This is a genomic window from Streptomyces bicolor (assembly GCF_000719285.1).
Classification (GTDB): Bacteria; Actinomycetota; Actinomycetes; order Streptomycetales; family Streptomycetaceae; genus Streptomyces; species Streptomyces bicolor.
In genome coordinates this window covers 114,770-130,292 of the sequence record NZ_JOFS01000003.1, presented here as the reverse complement: position 1 = coordinate 130,292, position 15,523 = coordinate 114,770, and the positions used below count along the sequence as shown (strand labels likewise).

At 70.0% G+C, this 15,523-nt stretch carries 14 protein-coding genes; 8 read left to right on the top strand and 6 right to left on the bottom strand.

Features of this window, described 5'->3' with window-relative positions; genetic code table 11:
• Positions 1-55 precede the first annotated feature (55 nt).
• The 6 genes from IF78_RS0104495 to IF78_RS0104470 all read left to right on the top strand — a co-directional run bounded on the left by IF78_RS0104495 (position 56) and on the right by IF78_RS0104470 (position 6,217).
• Positions 56-880, top strand: coding sequence for an NAD-dependent epimerase/dehydratase family protein (locus tag IF78_RS0104495; RefSeq protein ID WP_031477355.1), 825 nt, complete (start codon positions 56-58; stop codon positions 878-880).
• A gap of 345 nt (positions 881-1,225) precedes the next feature.
• Positions 1,226-1,993 carry a DeoR/GlpR family DNA-binding transcription regulator gene (locus IF78_RS0104490; protein WP_031477356.1) on the top strand — a complete coding sequence of 256 codons (768 nt, stop codon included), beginning with the start codon at positions 1,226-1,228 and terminating at the stop codon, positions 1,991-1,993.
• 90 nt (positions 1,994-2,083) lie between these two features.
• On the top strand, positions 2,084-3,451 hold the full coding sequence (locus tag IF78_RS0104485; RefSeq protein WP_031477357.1) for an ABC transporter substrate-binding protein: 1,368 nt from the start codon (positions 2,084-2,086) through the stop codon (positions 3,449-3,451).
• Positions 3,448-4,386 (top strand): carbohydrate ABC transporter permease, encoded by a 939-nt coding sequence (locus IF78_RS0104480; RefSeq protein ID WP_031477358.1) that lies wholly within the window; start codon positions 3,448-3,450, stop codon positions 4,384-4,386. The genes IF78_RS0104485 and IF78_RS0104480 overlap by 4 nt, the downstream gene beginning before the upstream one ends.
• The gene (locus tag IF78_RS0104475) at positions 4,383-5,231 is read left to right on the top strand and encodes a carbohydrate ABC transporter permease (RefSeq protein WP_031477359.1); all 849 of its coding nucleotides are present in this window, start codon (positions 4,383-4,385) and stop codon (positions 5,229-5,231) included. The genes IF78_RS0104480 and IF78_RS0104475 overlap by 4 nt, the downstream gene beginning before the upstream one ends.
• Positions 5,228-6,217 (top strand): zinc-dependent alcohol dehydrogenase family protein, encoded by a 990-nt coding sequence (locus tag IF78_RS0104470; RefSeq protein ID WP_031477360.1) that lies wholly within the window; start codon positions 5,228-5,230, stop codon positions 6,215-6,217. The genes IF78_RS0104475 and IF78_RS0104470 overlap by 4 nt, the downstream gene beginning before the upstream one ends.
• 66 nt (positions 6,218-6,283) lie before the next feature.
• On the opposite strand, the gene IF78_RS0104465 is transcribed toward IF78_RS0104470, so the two are convergent.
• Entirely contained in the window at positions 6,284-7,150 is an 867-nt protein-coding gene (locus IF78_RS0104465; RefSeq protein ID WP_037639706.1) for a GNAT family N-acetyltransferase, read from the bottom strand.
• Between the two features lie 142 nt (positions 7,151-7,292).
• Between IF78_RS0104465 and IF78_RS0104460 the strand changes: the two genes are divergently transcribed.
• On the top strand, positions 7,293-7,514 hold the full coding sequence (locus IF78_RS0104460; protein WP_031477362.1) for a hypothetical protein: 222 nt from the start codon (positions 7,293-7,295) through the stop codon (positions 7,512-7,514).
• Between the two features lie 63 nt (positions 7,515-7,577).
• Positions 7,578-8,789 carry a TerD family protein gene (locus IF78_RS0104455; protein WP_031477363.1) on the top strand — a complete coding sequence of 404 codons (1,212 nt, stop codon included), beginning with the start codon at positions 7,578-7,580 and terminating at the stop codon, positions 8,787-8,789.
• 139 nt (positions 8,790-8,928) lie between these two features.
• Here the strand turns inward: IF78_RS0104455 and IF78_RS0104450 are convergent, their stop codons facing one another.
• The 5 genes from IF78_RS0104450 to IF78_RS0104430 all read right to left on the bottom strand — a co-directional run bounded on the left by IF78_RS0104450 (position 8,929) and on the right by IF78_RS0104430 (position 15,489).
• On the bottom strand, positions 8,929-9,966 hold the full coding sequence (locus IF78_RS0104450; RefSeq protein ID WP_107049883.1) for a LacI family DNA-binding transcriptional regulator: 1,038 nt from the start codon (positions 9,964-9,966) through the stop codon (positions 8,929-8,931).
• Positions 9,967-10,155: 189 nt separating this feature from the next.
• The gene (locus tag IF78_RS0104445) at positions 10,156-11,184 is read right to left on the bottom strand and encodes a 1-aminocyclopropane-1-carboxylate deaminase (RefSeq protein ID WP_031477365.1); all 1,029 of its coding nucleotides are present in this window, start codon (positions 11,182-11,184) and stop codon (positions 10,156-10,158) included.
• 24 nt (positions 11,185-11,208) lie between these two features.
• Positions 11,209-11,856: a GntR family transcriptional regulator gene (locus tag IF78_RS0104440; protein WP_031477366.1), complete on the bottom strand. Its 648-nt coding sequence runs from the start codon at positions 11,854-11,856 to the stop codon at positions 11,209-11,211.
• Positions 11,857-11,962: 106 nt separating this feature from the next.
• The gene (locus IF78_RS0104435) at positions 11,963-13,543 is read right to left on the bottom strand and encodes a TROVE domain-containing protein (RefSeq protein ID WP_031477367.1); all 1,581 of its coding nucleotides are present in this window, start codon (positions 13,541-13,543) and stop codon (positions 11,963-11,965) included.
• A 494-nt stretch (positions 13,544-14,037) separates the two neighbouring features.
• Positions 14,038-15,489: an alkaline phosphatase PhoX gene (locus IF78_RS0104430; RefSeq protein WP_031477368.1), complete on the bottom strand. Its 1,452-nt coding sequence runs from the start codon at positions 15,487-15,489 to the stop codon at positions 14,038-14,040.
• Positions 15,490-15,523 lie beyond the last annotated feature (34 nt).

Here is a 15,523-nt window from a genome sequence, read left to right as displayed (position 1 = left end):
CCACGAATGTGAATACCGTGCACGCATGCGGCCGATCACCCAAGGAGCCCCGACGATGCCCGCACCCCGCACCGTTCTGCTCACCGGCGCCGCCGGCGGACTCGGCACCCTGATGCGGGACCTCCTCCCGGGGTACGGCTACGAACTTCGCCTCCTCGACCTGCGCCCCATCGAGGGCGCGCCGGACGCGATCGTCGCCGACCTCGGCGACCGGGAGGCGCTGCGCGAGGCCGTGCGGGGCGTCGACGCGATCATCCACCTCGCGGGCATCTCCCTGGAAGCCCCGTTCGAGAAGATCCTCCGGGCGAACATCGAGGGCACCTACAACCTGTACGAGGCCGCCCGAGAGGAGGGCGTCGGCCGTATCGTCTTCGCCTCCTCCAACCACGCGGTGGGCTTCACGCCACGCCCCCAGGGCGACGCGCCCTTTGATCCGGGCGCGCTGATCCCCATCGACACCCCGCGCCGCCCCGACACCTTCTACGGCCTGTCCAAGTCCTTCGGCGAGGACCTCGCGCAGTTCTACTGGGACAAGTACGGCCTGGAGACGGTGTCCGTACGCATCGGCTCCTGCTTCCCCGAGCCGACCAGCGTCCGCATGCTCTCGGTGTGGATGAGCCCCGCCGACGGCGCCCGCCTCTTCCACGCGGCCCTGACCGCCGAGAACGTCGAGCACACCGTCGTCTACGGCTCCTCCGCGAACACCCGCCTGTGGTGGGACCTGACCACCGCCCGCTCCCTGGGCTACGAGCCGCAGGACGACTCCGAGCCGTACGCCGAGAAGCTGATCGCGGAGCAGGGTGAGCTCGAGCCGGGCAACATCGCGCACGCCTACCTGGGCGGTCACTTCGTGAGCGACCCGCCCCTCTGGCCGTACTGACCGAAACGAGTCGTCGCAAAAGGGCGGGCGGGCACCGAACGGGCCCGCCCGCCGCCACATTCGGGCAGCGCTCAGGCCCGACTCCCGCATGCCCAGACACGGCACCACAGCGCCCCAAAGGGGCGCGGGGAACTGCGCGACCAGCCACAACACACCCGCGGCCACCACACGACCGCACCGCCCGAGCCCTGAGTCCAGCCCGGGCACCCACACGACCGAACGGGCACACACCGGGCAGTATCACCCCCGTAACAGACCTGGTCACCACCTCATACCCGCTGTAGAACTTCCCCCAAGGGCCACAGGAGAGCCCGAACGGGCAGCACAGCGAGGCAGGTGACGACCATGAACAGAACAGCGGAGGAACGCCAGCGCGAGATCGTCCGCGCCGCCCGCGCGAGCGGCTCCGTCGACGTCACCGCGCTCGCCGTCGAGCTGGGCGTGGCCAAGGAGACCGTACGGCGGGATCTGCGCGTCCTGGAGGACCACGGCCTTCTCCGCCGCACCCATGGCGGCGCCTACCCGGTGGAGAGCGCCGGCTTCGAGACGACGCTCGCCTTCCGCGCCACCAGCCATGTCCCCGAGAAGCGCCGGGTCGCGGCCGCGGCGGCCGAGCTGCTGGGGGACGCCGAGACGGTCTTCGTCGACGAGGGCTTCACCCCGCAGCTCATCGCCGAGGCCCTGCCCACCGAGCGGCCGCTGACCGTGGTCACCGCGTCCCTGCCGGTCGCGGGCGCGCTCGCCGAGTCGGAGCATGTCTCCGTGCTGCTGCTCGGCGGCCGGGTGCGGGCCGGCACGCTCGCCACCGTCGACCACTGGACGACGAAGATGCTGGCCGGCTTCGTCATCGACCTGGCGTTCATCGGCGCCAACGGCATCTCCCGCGAGCACGGCCTCACCACTCCCGACCCCGCGGTGAGCGAGGTGAAGGCGCAGGCGATCCGGGCCGCGCGCCGCACGGTGTTCGCGGGCGTCCACACCAAGTTCGGAGCGGTCAGCTTCTGCCGGTTCGCCGACATCGGCGCACTGGAGGCGATCGTGACGAGCACGCTGCTTCCGGCCGCCGAGGCGCATCGGTACTCGCTGCTGGGACCCCAGGTCATCCGCGTCTGACCTTTCCTCTCACGCCCCCGTCAGGCACGCCCCTACCCGACTGCACCCCTTATCTCCCCATATGCCCCTTCATTTGTTCAGGAGCGATCCATGCGAACCCAGAGCCGGCGGAGGTCGCGAGCCACGCTCGTCGCGGCCGCCGCAGGGACGCTGCTCGCCCCGCTGCTCTCCGGCTGCTGGGCCGGAGCCGGCGGGGCGGGATCGGGCGGCAACTCGATCAACGTCCTCATGGTCAACAACCCCCAGATGACCGAGCTGCAGAAACTCGCCCCCCGCTTCACCGAAGAGACCGGCATCAAGGTCAACTTCACCGTCCTGCCCGAGAACGACGTGCGCGACAAGATCAGCCAGGACTTCGCCAACCAGGCGGGCCAGTACGACGTCGCCACCCTCTCCAACTACGAGATACCGATCTACGCCCGCAACGGCTGGCTCAAGGAGATGGACGGTTACGTCGCCAGGGACCCGGAGTACGACGAGCAGGACGTCCTGGGGCCGATGCGCCAGTCCCTCACCGGCGACGACGGCAAGCTCTACGGCCAGCCCTTCTACGGCGAGTCGTCCTTCCTGATGTACCGCAAGGACGTGTTCGAGAAGGAGGGGCTCACCATGCCCGCGAACCCCACCTGGCAGCAGGTGGCGGACCTCGCGGCGAAGGCGGACGGCGCCGAGCCGGGCATGAAGGGCATCTGTCTGCGCGGCCTGCCCGGCTGGGGCGAGGTGATGGCCCCGCTCACCACCGTCGTGAACACCTTCGGCGGCACCTGGTTCGACAAGGACTGGAAGGCACGGCTGGACTCCCCCGAATGGCAGAAGGCGACGAAGTTCTATGTCGACCTGGTACGCGAACACGGTGAGTCCGGAGCGGCCCAGTCCGGCTTCGCCGAGTGCCTGAACAACATGACCCAGGGCAAGGTCGCCATGTGGTACGACGCCACCTCCGCGGCCGGTTCCCTGGAGGCGGCGAACAGCCCGGTCAAGGGCAAGGTCGGCTACGCACCCGCACCCGTCGAGAAGACGGAGTCCTCCGGCTGGCTCTACACCTGGGCCTGGGGCATCCAGCAGGCGTCCCGGAACCCGGACAAAGCCTGGAAGTTCGTGTCCTGGGCCTCCAGCAAGCAGTACGAGCAGCTGGTCGGCGACGAGATCGGCTGGTCCAACGTGCCGGCCGGCAAGCGCGCCTCGACGTACGCCAACCCGGCGTACCGCCAGGAGGCCGCCGCCTTCCAGGAGATGACGAAGGAAGCCATCGAGGGCGCCCGCCCGAACGACCCCGGCGTACAGCCGCGCCCCGCGCCCGGCATCCAGTTCGTCGGCATCCCCGAGTTCACCGACCTCGGCACCAGGGTCTCCCAGGAGATCAGCGCGGCCATCGCCGGACGCCAGTCCGTCGACTCGGCCCTGAAGAAGTCCCAGCAGCTCGCCGAGAAGATCTCCGAGGAGTACGAGGGGCGATGACAGCGACGACTACGGCCCCCGTGGCCACGACTCCCGTGCATACCAACCGCCAACCCTCCGCCCGGCTGCGTGCCTGGGCGACCCGGGCTCCCCTGCTGCCCGCCCTGGTCTTCATGATCGTGGTGACCCAGCTGCCGTTCGTGGCGACGCTGGTGATCTCGTTCTTCGACTGGAACTCCCTCTACCCGGACGCCCGCCACTTCGCCGGCATCGACAACTACCGGGAGGTCCTCACCGACGCGGACCTGCGCCACTCGGTGTGGACGACCGTGCTGCTGACGGTCGCGGTGGTGCTGGCCAGCCTGGTCCTCGGCCTGGTGCTCGCCCTGCTCCTGGACCGCAGGTTCCGCGGCCGGGGTGTGGTGCGCACCCTGCTGATCGCGCCGTTCCTGGTAGTCCCCGTCGCCGCTGCCCTGCTCTGGAAACATGTGCTCTACAACCCTGAATACGGCTTGTTCAATGGGTTGTTGCACTATGTGGGCGGCCCACAGCCCGACTGGATCTCCAACACACCGCTGCTCGCGGTGGAGGCCTCCCTGGTGTGGCAGTGGACGCCGTTCATGATGCTGATCCTGCTGGCCGGTCTGCAGAGCCGTGACCACGAGCAGATCGAGGCGGCGTGGGTCGACGGCGCGAGTGACTGGCAGATATTCCGCCACCTGACACTCCCGCACCTGCGCCGCTATCTCGAACTCGGCGCCCTGCTGGGCTCGATCTACATAGTCCAGAACTTCGACGCGGTGTTCACCATCACCTCGGGCGGCCTGGGCACCGCCAACCTCCCCTACACCGTCTACCAGAGCTTCTACCAGGCCCATGAGAACGGCCTCGCCTCGGCCGCGGGTGTCCTGGTGGTCATCGGTTCGATCATCATCGCGACCTTCGCACTGCGCGTGGTGTCGTCCCTGTTCCGCGAGGAGGTGTCGCACGCATGAGTGCAGTGGCCGTACGACTTCGCAGCCGCCGCAAGGGAGTTGGCCTGGGCCTCGTGGCCTGGCTGCTCGGGATCGTGTTCTTCCTGCCGATCGCGTGGATGGCCCTGACGTCCTTCCACTCCGAGGCGGACGCGGCGACCAATCCGCCGTCCTTCGCCGCCTCGCTGACGCTGGACGGCTACCGGGAGTTCTTCGGCGCGGGCGGCGGGGCGAGTCCCTGGCCGGCACTGATCAACTCGACGGTGGCATCGGTGGCGTCGACGCTCTTCGTCCTGGTCCTCGCCCTCCCGGCGGCGTACGCCCTGTCGATCCGCCCGGTGAAGAAGTGGACCGACGTCCTGTTCTTCTTCCTGTCGACGAAGATGCTGCCGGCCGTGGCGGGCCTGTTGCCGCTCTACCTGTTCGCGAAGAACACCGACATGCTCGACAACATCTGGCTGCTGGTCATCCTCTACACCTCCATGAATCTGCCGATCGCGGTGTGGATGATGCATTCCTTCCTGTCCGAGATCCCGGTGGCGATCATCGAGGCGGCAAGGGTGGACGGCGCGAAGCTCCCGACGATCCTCACGCGCGTGGTGGCCCCCATCGCGTTGCCCGGCATCGCCGCGACAGCCCTGATCTGCTTCATCTTCAGCTGGAACGAGCTTCTCTTCGCCCGCGTACTGACCGGCGTGGTGGCGGAGACCGCCCCCGTCTTCCTGACCGGCTTCATCACCAGCCAGGGCCTGTTCCTGGCGAAGGTGTGCGCCGCGTCGCTCGTCATCTCCCTGCCGGTGCTCGCCGCGGGGTTCGCCGCCCAGGACAAGCTGGTCCAGGGCCTGTCGTTGGGAGCCGTGAAATGAAGGCCGCCGTCATCGAGTCCGTGGGCAAGGCAGTCGTCGCCGAGGTCCCCGACCCGACGCCGGGACCGCGCGACGTCGTGGTCGAGGTCGCCGCGTGCGGCCTGTGCGGCACCGATCTGCACATCCTCCAGGGCGAGTTCGCGCCCAAGCTGCCGATCGTGCCCGGGCACGAGTTCGCGGGCGAGGTGGTCGGGGTCGGCGGCGAGGTCACGGAACTCTCGGTCGGCGACCGGGTCGCGGTCGACCCCTCCCTGTACTGCTACGAGTGCCGCTACTGCCGTACCGGCCACAACAACCTCTGCGAACGCTGGGCGGCGATCGGCGTGACGAGGGCGGGAGGCGCGGCCCAGTTCGCGGTGGCACCGGTGGCGAACTGCGTACGGCTCCCCGAGCACGTACGCACGCAGGACGCGGCGCTGGTGGAGCCGTTGTCGTGCGCGGTACGGGGCTACGACGTCCTGCAGTCCCGCCTCGGCGCCCATGTCCTGATCTACGGCTCGGGCACGATGGGCCTGATGATGCTGGAGCTTGCCAAGCGGACGGGGGCCGCGAGCGTGGACGTGGTGGACGTCAACCCACAGCGCCTGGAGACGGCACGCCGCCTCGGCGTCTCCGCCTCGGCGGCGAACCCGGACGAACTGGACCGCCCCCAGGGCTGGGACCTGGTGGTGGACGCCACCGGCAACGCGGCCGCGATCCAGGACGGCCTGGACCGGGTGGCGAAGGCGGGCACGTTCCTCCAGTTCGGCGTGGCGGACTACGCGACGCGCGTGACGATCGACCCGTACCGCATCTACAACCAGGAGATCACCATCACGGGCTCCATGGCCGTGCTGCACAGCTTCGAGCGGGCGGCGGAGCTGTTCGCGAACGGGGTGCTGGATCCGGACGTGTTCATCAGCGACCGGATCCCGCTGGAGCGGTATCCCGAGGCGCTGGGGCAGTTCGCGTCGGGGGTGGGGCGGAAGATCGTGGTGGTGCCTTAGTGGCAGACTCGCGGATGTTCGATCGAGCCGCCGCCGCATGGTGAGAAGGTCCGGTGACCCCGACGTTCAGACCTTCCGGATCCGGTCGGCGGTCTCCGGTCTCGCCGCAAACCCGGCCGCCTTGTACGTGGCGACGCCGCCGAGGTTGGAGCTCGGCGTGCACACGCGCACACTCGACGAGCCCATCTCCCGCAGTGCGGCCGCCCCGGCGACGGTGATCGCCCTGCCGTAGCCGCGGCCGCGGTGGTCCGCGTGGACGCCCATCGGCTCGACCAGTCCCGGCTTCCCAGGACCGGCCGACCAGACCGTCACCACCGCCGCGGGGTTGCCCTGGTCGTCGTAAGCACCCAGGCATCGGGCGTCGGCGTAGAACGGTCCCGCGGACATCTCGTGCCGGTACTCCTGCGTGGGCCTCGTGGTGTTGAACGCGGACCGCAGGACGTCGGCGAAGTCCTGTGCCTGCTCCAGACCGATCTCCTTGATCCGCACGCCGGGGTCCTCCACCGCTTCGGCGAGGTCGCGGAAGAGCGGCGTCCACGGCTCGTCGACGCCCCAGCCCTCCTTGGTCAACAGGTCGTGGACCAGCAGGCCCTGCGGCGCCTCGATGGACACCGCTCCTTCCGGCAGCACGCCGCGCTCAGGCAGCGAGAAGTCCTCGACGAGCCGCCGCGCCAATTCCTCGTCCTGGAAAGCGTCGGGAGCGACCGTCATCCGCACCAATGTCGGCGAATCCAGCATCCCGGCAGCGAGGATCCGTCCGTCCCGGCTCCAGGTCCGGACCACCGCGGCCGTCTCGGCCGTTCCGAACCGGTAGTTCCAACCGATGTCCCCGGGATGCAGCTGCATCGGCGCTTCGTCGTGCTGCCACTCCCGCAGCGCCGCAATGGCTTCGCGCACTCCGTCGGCCGTCGGCGTCCTCAGCACAATCGTCACAGCCCGGATCAGACACCCCGTCTCGGTGGCGTGCAACCGATTAACTGACCTCCTCCGAGAACCAGGGCCCTGGGCGAGCGGCCCAAGGAAACGGTCTCGAGACCGTTGGGGCTCCACTCCACCTCCGCCTACGATCCCGGACATGCCCCGACCTCACGGATTCAGCTACCAGGAACAAGCAAACGGCACCGTGCACATCACCCACCACGGCCGTCCCGCCACCACCCTCCACGGCCCCCGCGCCGCCCAGTTTCTCGCCGAGGTCGAGACGTCCGACCCTCAGCTCGTCATGGCCCGCTGGACCGGAAACTACAAGCGGGGCAACGAACGCACGGCCCGCAACCACCCCCGCAACCGTCACTGACCCGAACGGTCCCTGGTAAGGGAACGGTAAATCGCCCCCGCTCGTTCACCGGGCATGACAGCTATGACCCCCGGCTCGAACATCCCTCTCTCCGCCGCGCGCGTGACGGTGGACGTCGCCGCCCCGGTGCGGCTCGACGTATCGGGCCTGCTGCTCACCGCCGACGGCAAGGTGCGCTCCGACGACGACTTCATCTTCTACAACCAGCCGAGCGGCCCGGGCGTGACGTACCGCTCGGGCGGCGGCACCAGCCCCGACGCGATCACGGTCGACACGGCAGCCGTACCCCCCGGCATCGAGAAGATCGTCGTCACCGCCAGCCCGGACGCCGCCGGCCAGACCTTCCAGGGCATCGAACCCACGGCCACCATCCGCAATGCCGATGACAACAGCGTCCTGGCCACCTTCACTCCCCCGCAGCTCGGCACCGAGACGGCACTGGTGATCGTCGAGATCTACTTGCGCAACGGCGCCTGGAAGGCCCGCGCGGTCGGCCAGGGCTACGCCAACGGCCTGGCCGGCATCGCCACCGACTTCGGCGTCACGGTCGAGGAACCGGCCCAGCCGGCCCCGGCCCCCGTGACCCCGCCGCAGCCCACCATGCAGCCCCCGGTCACCCCGCCGGCCCCGCCCATGTCCACCCCGGCCGCTCCCCCGGCCCCTCCGGCGCCCCCCGCCCCGCCCGCGCCCGGCGCCGGGAAGATCAACCTCGACAAGGGCCGCGTCAGCCTCCAGAAGAACCAGACCGTGTCCCTGATGAAGGGCGGCCGCCCCCTGCTCTCCCAGGTCAAGATGGGCCTCGGCTGGGAGCCGGCGTACCGTGGCAAGGACATCGACCTGGACGCCTCGGTCATCGCCTACGGCCCGCAGCGCAACCACATCGACAGCTGCTACTTCGGCAAGCTCCAGATCGTGCAGGGCGCCATCCGCCACTCCGGCGACAACCTCACGGGTGAGGGCGGAGGCGACGACGAGGTCATCACCGTCGACCTCGGCCGCCTCCCGCAGGACGTCACCGGCCTGGTCTTCACGGTCAACTCGTTCTCCGGCCAGAAGTTCACCGAGGTCGCCAAGGCCTACTGCCGGCTGATCGACGCCACGTCCGGCGAGGAACTCGTCCGCTTCGACCTCACCAGCGCCGAGCCGCAGACGGGCGTGATGATGGCGAAGCTGATCAGGCAGTTCTCCGGCGAATGGGAGATGACGGCCATGGGCGACTTCGTGAAGTCCCGCACGGTGCGGGGAATGGTGAAGCCGGCGGCCCAGGCGCTGTAGACAGTCGCATTCGTACGACGTCCGGGGCGCCCCCGTCCGACAGACAGGGGGCGCCCGGCGCGTCCGGTGCACGGCCCGCGGTCCCGGTCACATCTTCGTGGCGCCCGTCACCAGATCCCTACGGGACGTCGATGCGGTATCAGGCGGAGGCCCGCACGACCAGCTCCGGGATGATCCAGGCATCCGCGCCGCTCATCGGATCCTCGCCCGCCCGCAGCCGGGCCACCTGTTCGACAGCCAGCCGACCGAGCCGCCGTTTGTCGATGTGCAGGGTGGTCAGGGCGGGGTCGACCAACTCGCCCAGCGACAGTCCGTCGAACCCCAGGACGGCGAGGTCGTCCGGGACCCGGCGGCCGCGGCGCCGGGCGGCGCGCATGGCGCCGATCGCGAGGAGATCGTTGAAGCCGAACACGGCGGTGATCTCGGTCCGCTCGTCCAGCAGCCGCTCCATGCCGGCCTCGCCCCCCGCCACGCTGTGGTCGTCGCACAGCGCGATCCAGTTGTCGTCAACGGGCAGGTCGTGCCGCCGGGCCTCCTTGAGGAAGGCCTCCCGTCGCAGGCCGGGGCCGTAGACGCCGTCCAACATGCCGATCCTGCGGTGACCAGCCGCCACGAGGTGCGCCATGCCCTGCTCGAGCCCTGCGGCGGCATCGATCCCCACGGCCGCGAACCGGGTCTGCTGCGGGCCGCGCTCCAGCAGCACCAGCGGTACACCGCCGAGATGCTGGGCGAGCACGTCGTCCGGGCTCTTGAAGTAGCCCACGACCGCATCCGCCTGGTGGGACAGCACGTCGAGCGCATCCCGCTCGCGGGCCTCGTCGATGCGGGAGTCCCACACGACCACCTGCCAGCCGCGCTGCTCGGCCGCCTCCAGCACGCCCGCGGCCACCTCGGGGAAGAAAGGGTTCATCAGATCCGGGATCACCAGCCCGGCCGTCACGGTCCCCTTGCGCACAAGACCGCGCGCGAACCGGCTCGGCCGGTAGTCCAGCAGCCGCGCCGCCTCCAGGACGCGCTCCTTGGTTCCCGGGTCGATCTCACCCTGGTCGTTCACCGCACGGGAGACCGTCTGCCGCGACACTCCGGCCAGCTTGGCGACGTCGTGGATCGTGGCCCGGCGGCGGGGGCCGTCGGTCCGGTCGACACTCGGCTCCTGCCGCTGATCGTCCGCCAACACGCTGAGCACTGTATCCGGCCAAGTGGGCGCGAGGACCCTGCCGGGTGAAGGAGCGGGTGCGACTACGGACTGCCACGGTTTGTCGTCGTCGGTCGCCTGCGGCGCCATCGTGGCTGGTCGCGTCCACGCTGCGGAGCCGCACGTCGATACAGCCCCGCGCCCCTTGGGGGGCGCGCTGCCGAACCGTCCCTAGAACAACGCGCTGTAAGCGTTGAGCGCCGGCTGCCCCCCGAGGTGGGCGTACAGCACGGTCGAGTCCCGGCCGATCTCTCCCCGCCGGACCAGGTCGATCATCCCGGCCATCGACTTCCCCTCGTAGACGGGGTCGGTGACCATGCCCTCGGTCCGTGCGGCGAGTCGCATCGCCTCCAGGGTCGTCTCGTCCGGGATGCCGTACGTGCTGCCGTGGTACCGCTCGTCGAGCTCGACGTCGGCCTCGGTCAACTCCCGCTGGACGCCGATGAGTCGGCCGGTGTTGTGGGCGATCCGGGCGATCTGCTCGCGGGTCGCGGCGGGCTTGGCCGAGGCGTCGATGCCGAGGACGCGGCGCGGGCGGCCACCGGCCCCCTCCAGGGCGGCGAAGCCGGCGACCATGCCCGCCTGGGTGGAGCCGGTCACCGAGCAGACGATCAGCGTGTCGAAGAAGACGCCCGACTCCCGCTCCTGCTCGGCGACTTCGTACGCCCACCTTGCGAAGCCGAGACCGCCGAGCGGATGGTCGGAGGCACCGGCCGGGATGGCGTACGGCTTGCCGCCCGACTCCTCCACGTCCCGCAGCGCCTGCTCCCAGCTCTCCTTGAAGCCGATCCCGAACCCGGCCCGCACGAGGCGTACGTCGGCGCCGGCGAGGCGGCTGACGAGAATGTTGCCGACCTTGTCGTAGACGGAGTCGGGCCAGTCCACCCAACTCTCCTGGATCAGCACGCACTTGAGACCGGCACGAGCGGCGACCGCCGCGACCTGCCGGGTGTGGTTGGACTGCACGCCGCCGATGGAGACGAGCGTGTCGCAGCCCTGCGCGAGCGCGTCGGCGACCAGGTACTCCAGCTTGCGGGTCTTGTTGCCGCCGTACGCGATCCCGGAGTTGCAGTCCTCGCGCTTGGCCCAGAGGGAGGCGCCGCCGAGGTGGGCGGTGAGGCGCTCCAAGGGGTGCACGGGGGACGGGCCGAAGAGGAGGGGGTAGCGCTCGTACGAGGAGAGGGACGGGGAAGAGGACATCAGGCGCCTCCAGAGGCAACGGCGTCAGTCGAAGTCGGCCAGGTCGGCGAGGGTGCGCCAGATCTCCGCCGTGACGTGGACCGCCGCGTCCACCTCACCGGCGGCGCACGCCTCGATCAGCCGCTCGTGCAGCCCGGCCGAGCGGCAGGTCCCGCCCTCACCGAACCGCTGTCGCTCCAGGCGGCGGATGAGCGGGGTGTAGCGGGCGACGGTGGCGGCGGCCGCGCGGTTGCCGCTCACCCGGACCAGTACGTCGTGCAGTTCGTCGTCGGCGCGCAGGGCGAGGCCGACCTCACCGGCCTCGACGGCGGCGGCGAATCTCGCGTTGGCGGCGCGCATGATCTCCACGTCCGCGGCCATCAGCCGGGGCACGGCGACCCGGGTCACCAGCTCATGCATGGCACCGACCACGGCGGCCGCGTCCTGTACCTCGGCCGCCACGACCGGGGTCACCCGTGTGTAGCTCTGCGGCTTGCTCTCCAGCAGCCCCTCGTCCACGAGCCGCGAGAACGCCTCGCGCACCGGCGCCCGGGACAGCCCGAGCCGCTCGGCGAGTTCGGCGTCCCGCACCACCGCGCCGGGCTCGATCTCCCCGGCCACGATGGCGTCCCGGATCGCTTCGTACGCCCGGTCCCTGAGCAGGGTCCGGGCTACGGGTCGTATGGCCTCCACGAACTGAAATGTTAGATATCAGTGTGCGCCCGGACAAGGGCACGGACAGGGGTGTGGCCCGCACCCCCGTGAAGTGCGGGCCACACTCAAAAGCTCGGCTCAGGCCTCAGGCCGCCCAGGGCCAGTCGGCATCCCTGGCGCCTTCAAGCAGCGGAACCATCCGGAAAGCGGCGTCCGACAGGCCCCCGAAGGTGTGCCGGTTCGCCTTCCCGGACGGGCCGTGGCCCGCCCGGTACCCGGCGAGGTTCCAGGTGTAGACCGGCACGTCGGCGGGGACCTGCTCGGTCGGGTCGCCGTGGTGGCTGTACGCGTACTGCTCGTCGGTGACGATCAGCACCCGGTCCTGTCCCCGGTAGTGCGCGCGGATCGCCGAGGTGGTGTCCGTGCCACCCAGGTCGCCGAAGCGGCCCAGGATCTTGAGCACCGACTCGCCCTTGCCGAAGGTCAGGCGCCGGCTCGTGGTGCCGAACTCGACGAGGTCCGCGTCCTTCGCGCGCAGCGCCAGAGCCGTGCCGAAGATCGCCGCCGCGTCGGCCCGGTTGAGCTGCGAACGGTCGGACAGCCGCGCCCACATCGAGCCCGAACGGTCCACCAGGACCAGCGTCCGGCCGGGCAGCGCCGGCACGTTGGCCAGCGAGTGGCCGAGCGCCTGCTCCAGCGGGTACGCCCAGCGCAGCGAGGGCGCGTGCCGGTACGCGGCGAGGTAGCGGAACGGGAACTGCCGCGAACGCGCGACCTCCGCCGGGTCGCTGATCCGGGCGGCGACCTGGGCCGCCACCTCGTCGGACACACCCGCCTCGTCGAAGTTCCGCAGGTTACGGATGAGCGCCATCGAGCCCATGGACGGAATCACGGCCTCCCAGGCCGCCTTGTCCATCGGGCCCTGCAGCCAGCCGGCCAGCGCCTCCCACGTCATCCCGGCCGCCGCCAGCCGCTCGGCGCCGCCCGTGGACGTGACGACCGCACGCCGCTGCCCGACCGGCAGCGCCATCAGCTCGCGGTGCGCGGTGAGTACGGCGTTCGACGCGGGCGGCACAGCCGTGTCCGGGTTGTGCCGGCGGTCGAGCGCGTACCGGAACAGCTCGCCCTGCCAGGGCTTCGCCGGGTCCGGCGCGGCGTGGGTCAGGTTGAGGATGTCGCCGAAGCGGTAGCCCTTGGACGCGGTGTCGTACTTCAGCAGCGACTTGCCGCTGTACAGACGCCGTACGGCGTCGGCGATACCGCGCTTGACGGGCTTGGGCACGTTGCGGCCGTACGTCGCCGTCCAGTACGCGAGCAGTTCGCCGGGCTCGTCGGGACGCCGGAGCACGGAGTCGACGACCTGCCGGTTGGACGGGCCGTCGGTGGCGCCCGCGTCGAGGCGTGCCTTCACGTACTCGGCGGCGCCCACGAGAGCGGCCGTACGGAGGTTGCCCTCGCCGCGCAGCCAGCCGAGCAGGCCGGCCGTCCAGACCGGGTCGGTGACGGCGAGCTCGCGTACTAGGGTCGCGAAACGGTCGTCGCGGTCGGCGCCGCTCTCGTAGAAGGTCTCCTGCGAGACGAAATTGGCGATGGCGAGCAGAAAGAGCTCGGAGCGCGCGTCGCGCTCATGACCGCGGCCGCCCTCATAGGTGCGCAGCACACGCCCCGTCGACGTCACTCGCGAAGTGGGACGCGCCTTGGCCGCACGTGTGTTGAATCGCGCCATGCTGAATTCCCCCGAATTCACTGTGGTTTCGGAGGGAGGCGCAGCAAAAGGAGGGTGCCCGAGGTCGAAGTCGGTTGCGGTGCTTATAAACTGGCGCGTCTTCCGTTCCGCCACATCGACCCTGGGTCGATGACGGGATTCGAACCCGCACGAGGGGTGTCCCCCACCAGTTCCCGAAGTATCCGCCGCCTGCGCACCGGGCACCCACCATGAGCTGCGCCTCCCGAGATCAAGTCGGCTGCGGCATGGGATTCTTTTTGGAGAAGAAGTAGCCGCGGCCTGCGCACCGGGAGGTGCATGAAGTTGTGGTGTCCAGAGATCGAAGTCGGCGGAACCGACGTAGGTGCTCTAACCCCTGAGCTACACCGGCGCGTTGTACCGGTGGCGGGACTCGAACCCGCGGCCGCCCCATTATGAGTGGAAGTAGGTCCTGCCTTCGCACCTGGACGTTCATCACTCTAGGAGGCGTACCGCGGGCCGGGCGAACGAATTAATTACCGCCGCTGCCGCTTCCACGGCCCGGTGATGGCGAGCATGATGCCGGGCGTCTGGATGCTCGCGAACAGGGTCCTGCCGTCGCACGAGAAGGTCACGCCGGCGAATTCGCTGTACTCGGGCTCGTCCTCGGTGCCGAGGTTCAGCTCGTTGCGGGCGATGGGATAGGTGCGGCCGCTGTCGGTGGCGCCGAAGAGGTGCTGGACGCCCTCTCCGTCCTCGGCGATGACGAGGCCGCCGTACGGGGAGACGGTGATGTTGTCCGGGCCGTCGAAGGCGCCGTCCTTGGACGGGTCGGGGTTGACGCCGAGCAGGACCTTCAGGGTCAGGGTGCGGCGCTTGGGGTCGTAGAACCAGACCTGGCCGTCGTGCGCGGCACCGGGGCTCTCCGCACGGGCGTAGGAGGAGACGATGTACGCGCCGCCGTCGCCCCACCACATGCCCTCCAGCTTGCGGGCGCGGGTGATCTCGCCGGCGCCGAACTGCTTGCGCACGGCGACGGTCCTGGCGTCGCGGTCGGGGACGTCCACCCAGTCGACGCCGTAGACCGTGCCGATCTTCGTGGCGCGGGACAGGTCGTCGACGAACTTGCCGCCGGAGTCGAAGCACTTGGGGGCCTGCAGGACGCCCGCGTCGTCGGCGAGCGTACGGAACTTGCCGCGGCCGTACTCGAAGCCCTTCGGCGGGGTCCAGCGGAAGAGCAGGCCGTTGGGGTTCGCCGCGTCCTCGGTGAGGTAGGCGTGGCCGCGCTTGGGGTCGATGACGACGGCCTCGTGGTCGTAGCGGCCGAAGAACTTCAGGGGCTTGGGATTCTGGTTGGCCCGGCGGTCGCTCGGGTCGACCTCGAAGACGTAGCCGTGGTCCTTGGTCATGCCGTTGGTGCCGGCCCTGTCGGAGTTCTCCTCGCAGGTGAGCCAGGTACCCCAGGGCGTGCGGCCGCCCGCGCAGTTGGTGGAGGTGCCGGCGATGCCGACCCACTCGGCGACCTGTCCGTCGGGGCGGACCTCGACGACGGTGCAGCCGCCGGACGCGGCCGGGTCGTAGACGAGCCCCTCGGTCAGCGGGACGGGGTGCTTCCAGTTGGCGCGCGGGCCCTTCAGCTCGTGGTTGTTGACGAGGAGGGTGGTGCCGCGCGGGCCGTCGAAGGCGGCCGTGCCGTCGTGGTTGGAGGGGGTGAACTCGCCCGACTCCAGCTTCGTCTTGCCGCTGTAGGTGATGACGCGGTACTTGAACCCGGCCGGCAGCGCGAGGATGCCGTTGGGGTCCGAGATCAGCGGTCCGTATCCGACACCGCCACGTTGAGCGTCCGCGGACTCCTCGCTCGCGATCTCGGTGTCCGCGGACGCGAGCGCGTTCGGCGCGGTACCGAGAACGCCGGCGCTGCCCGCCAGCGCGACACCGGCACCGGTGATCGCTGAGTTCCGGGCGAAGTCCCTACGGGTGAGCGACATGGTGTCTCCTGTGACAGTGGGTGTGCCGTGGGAG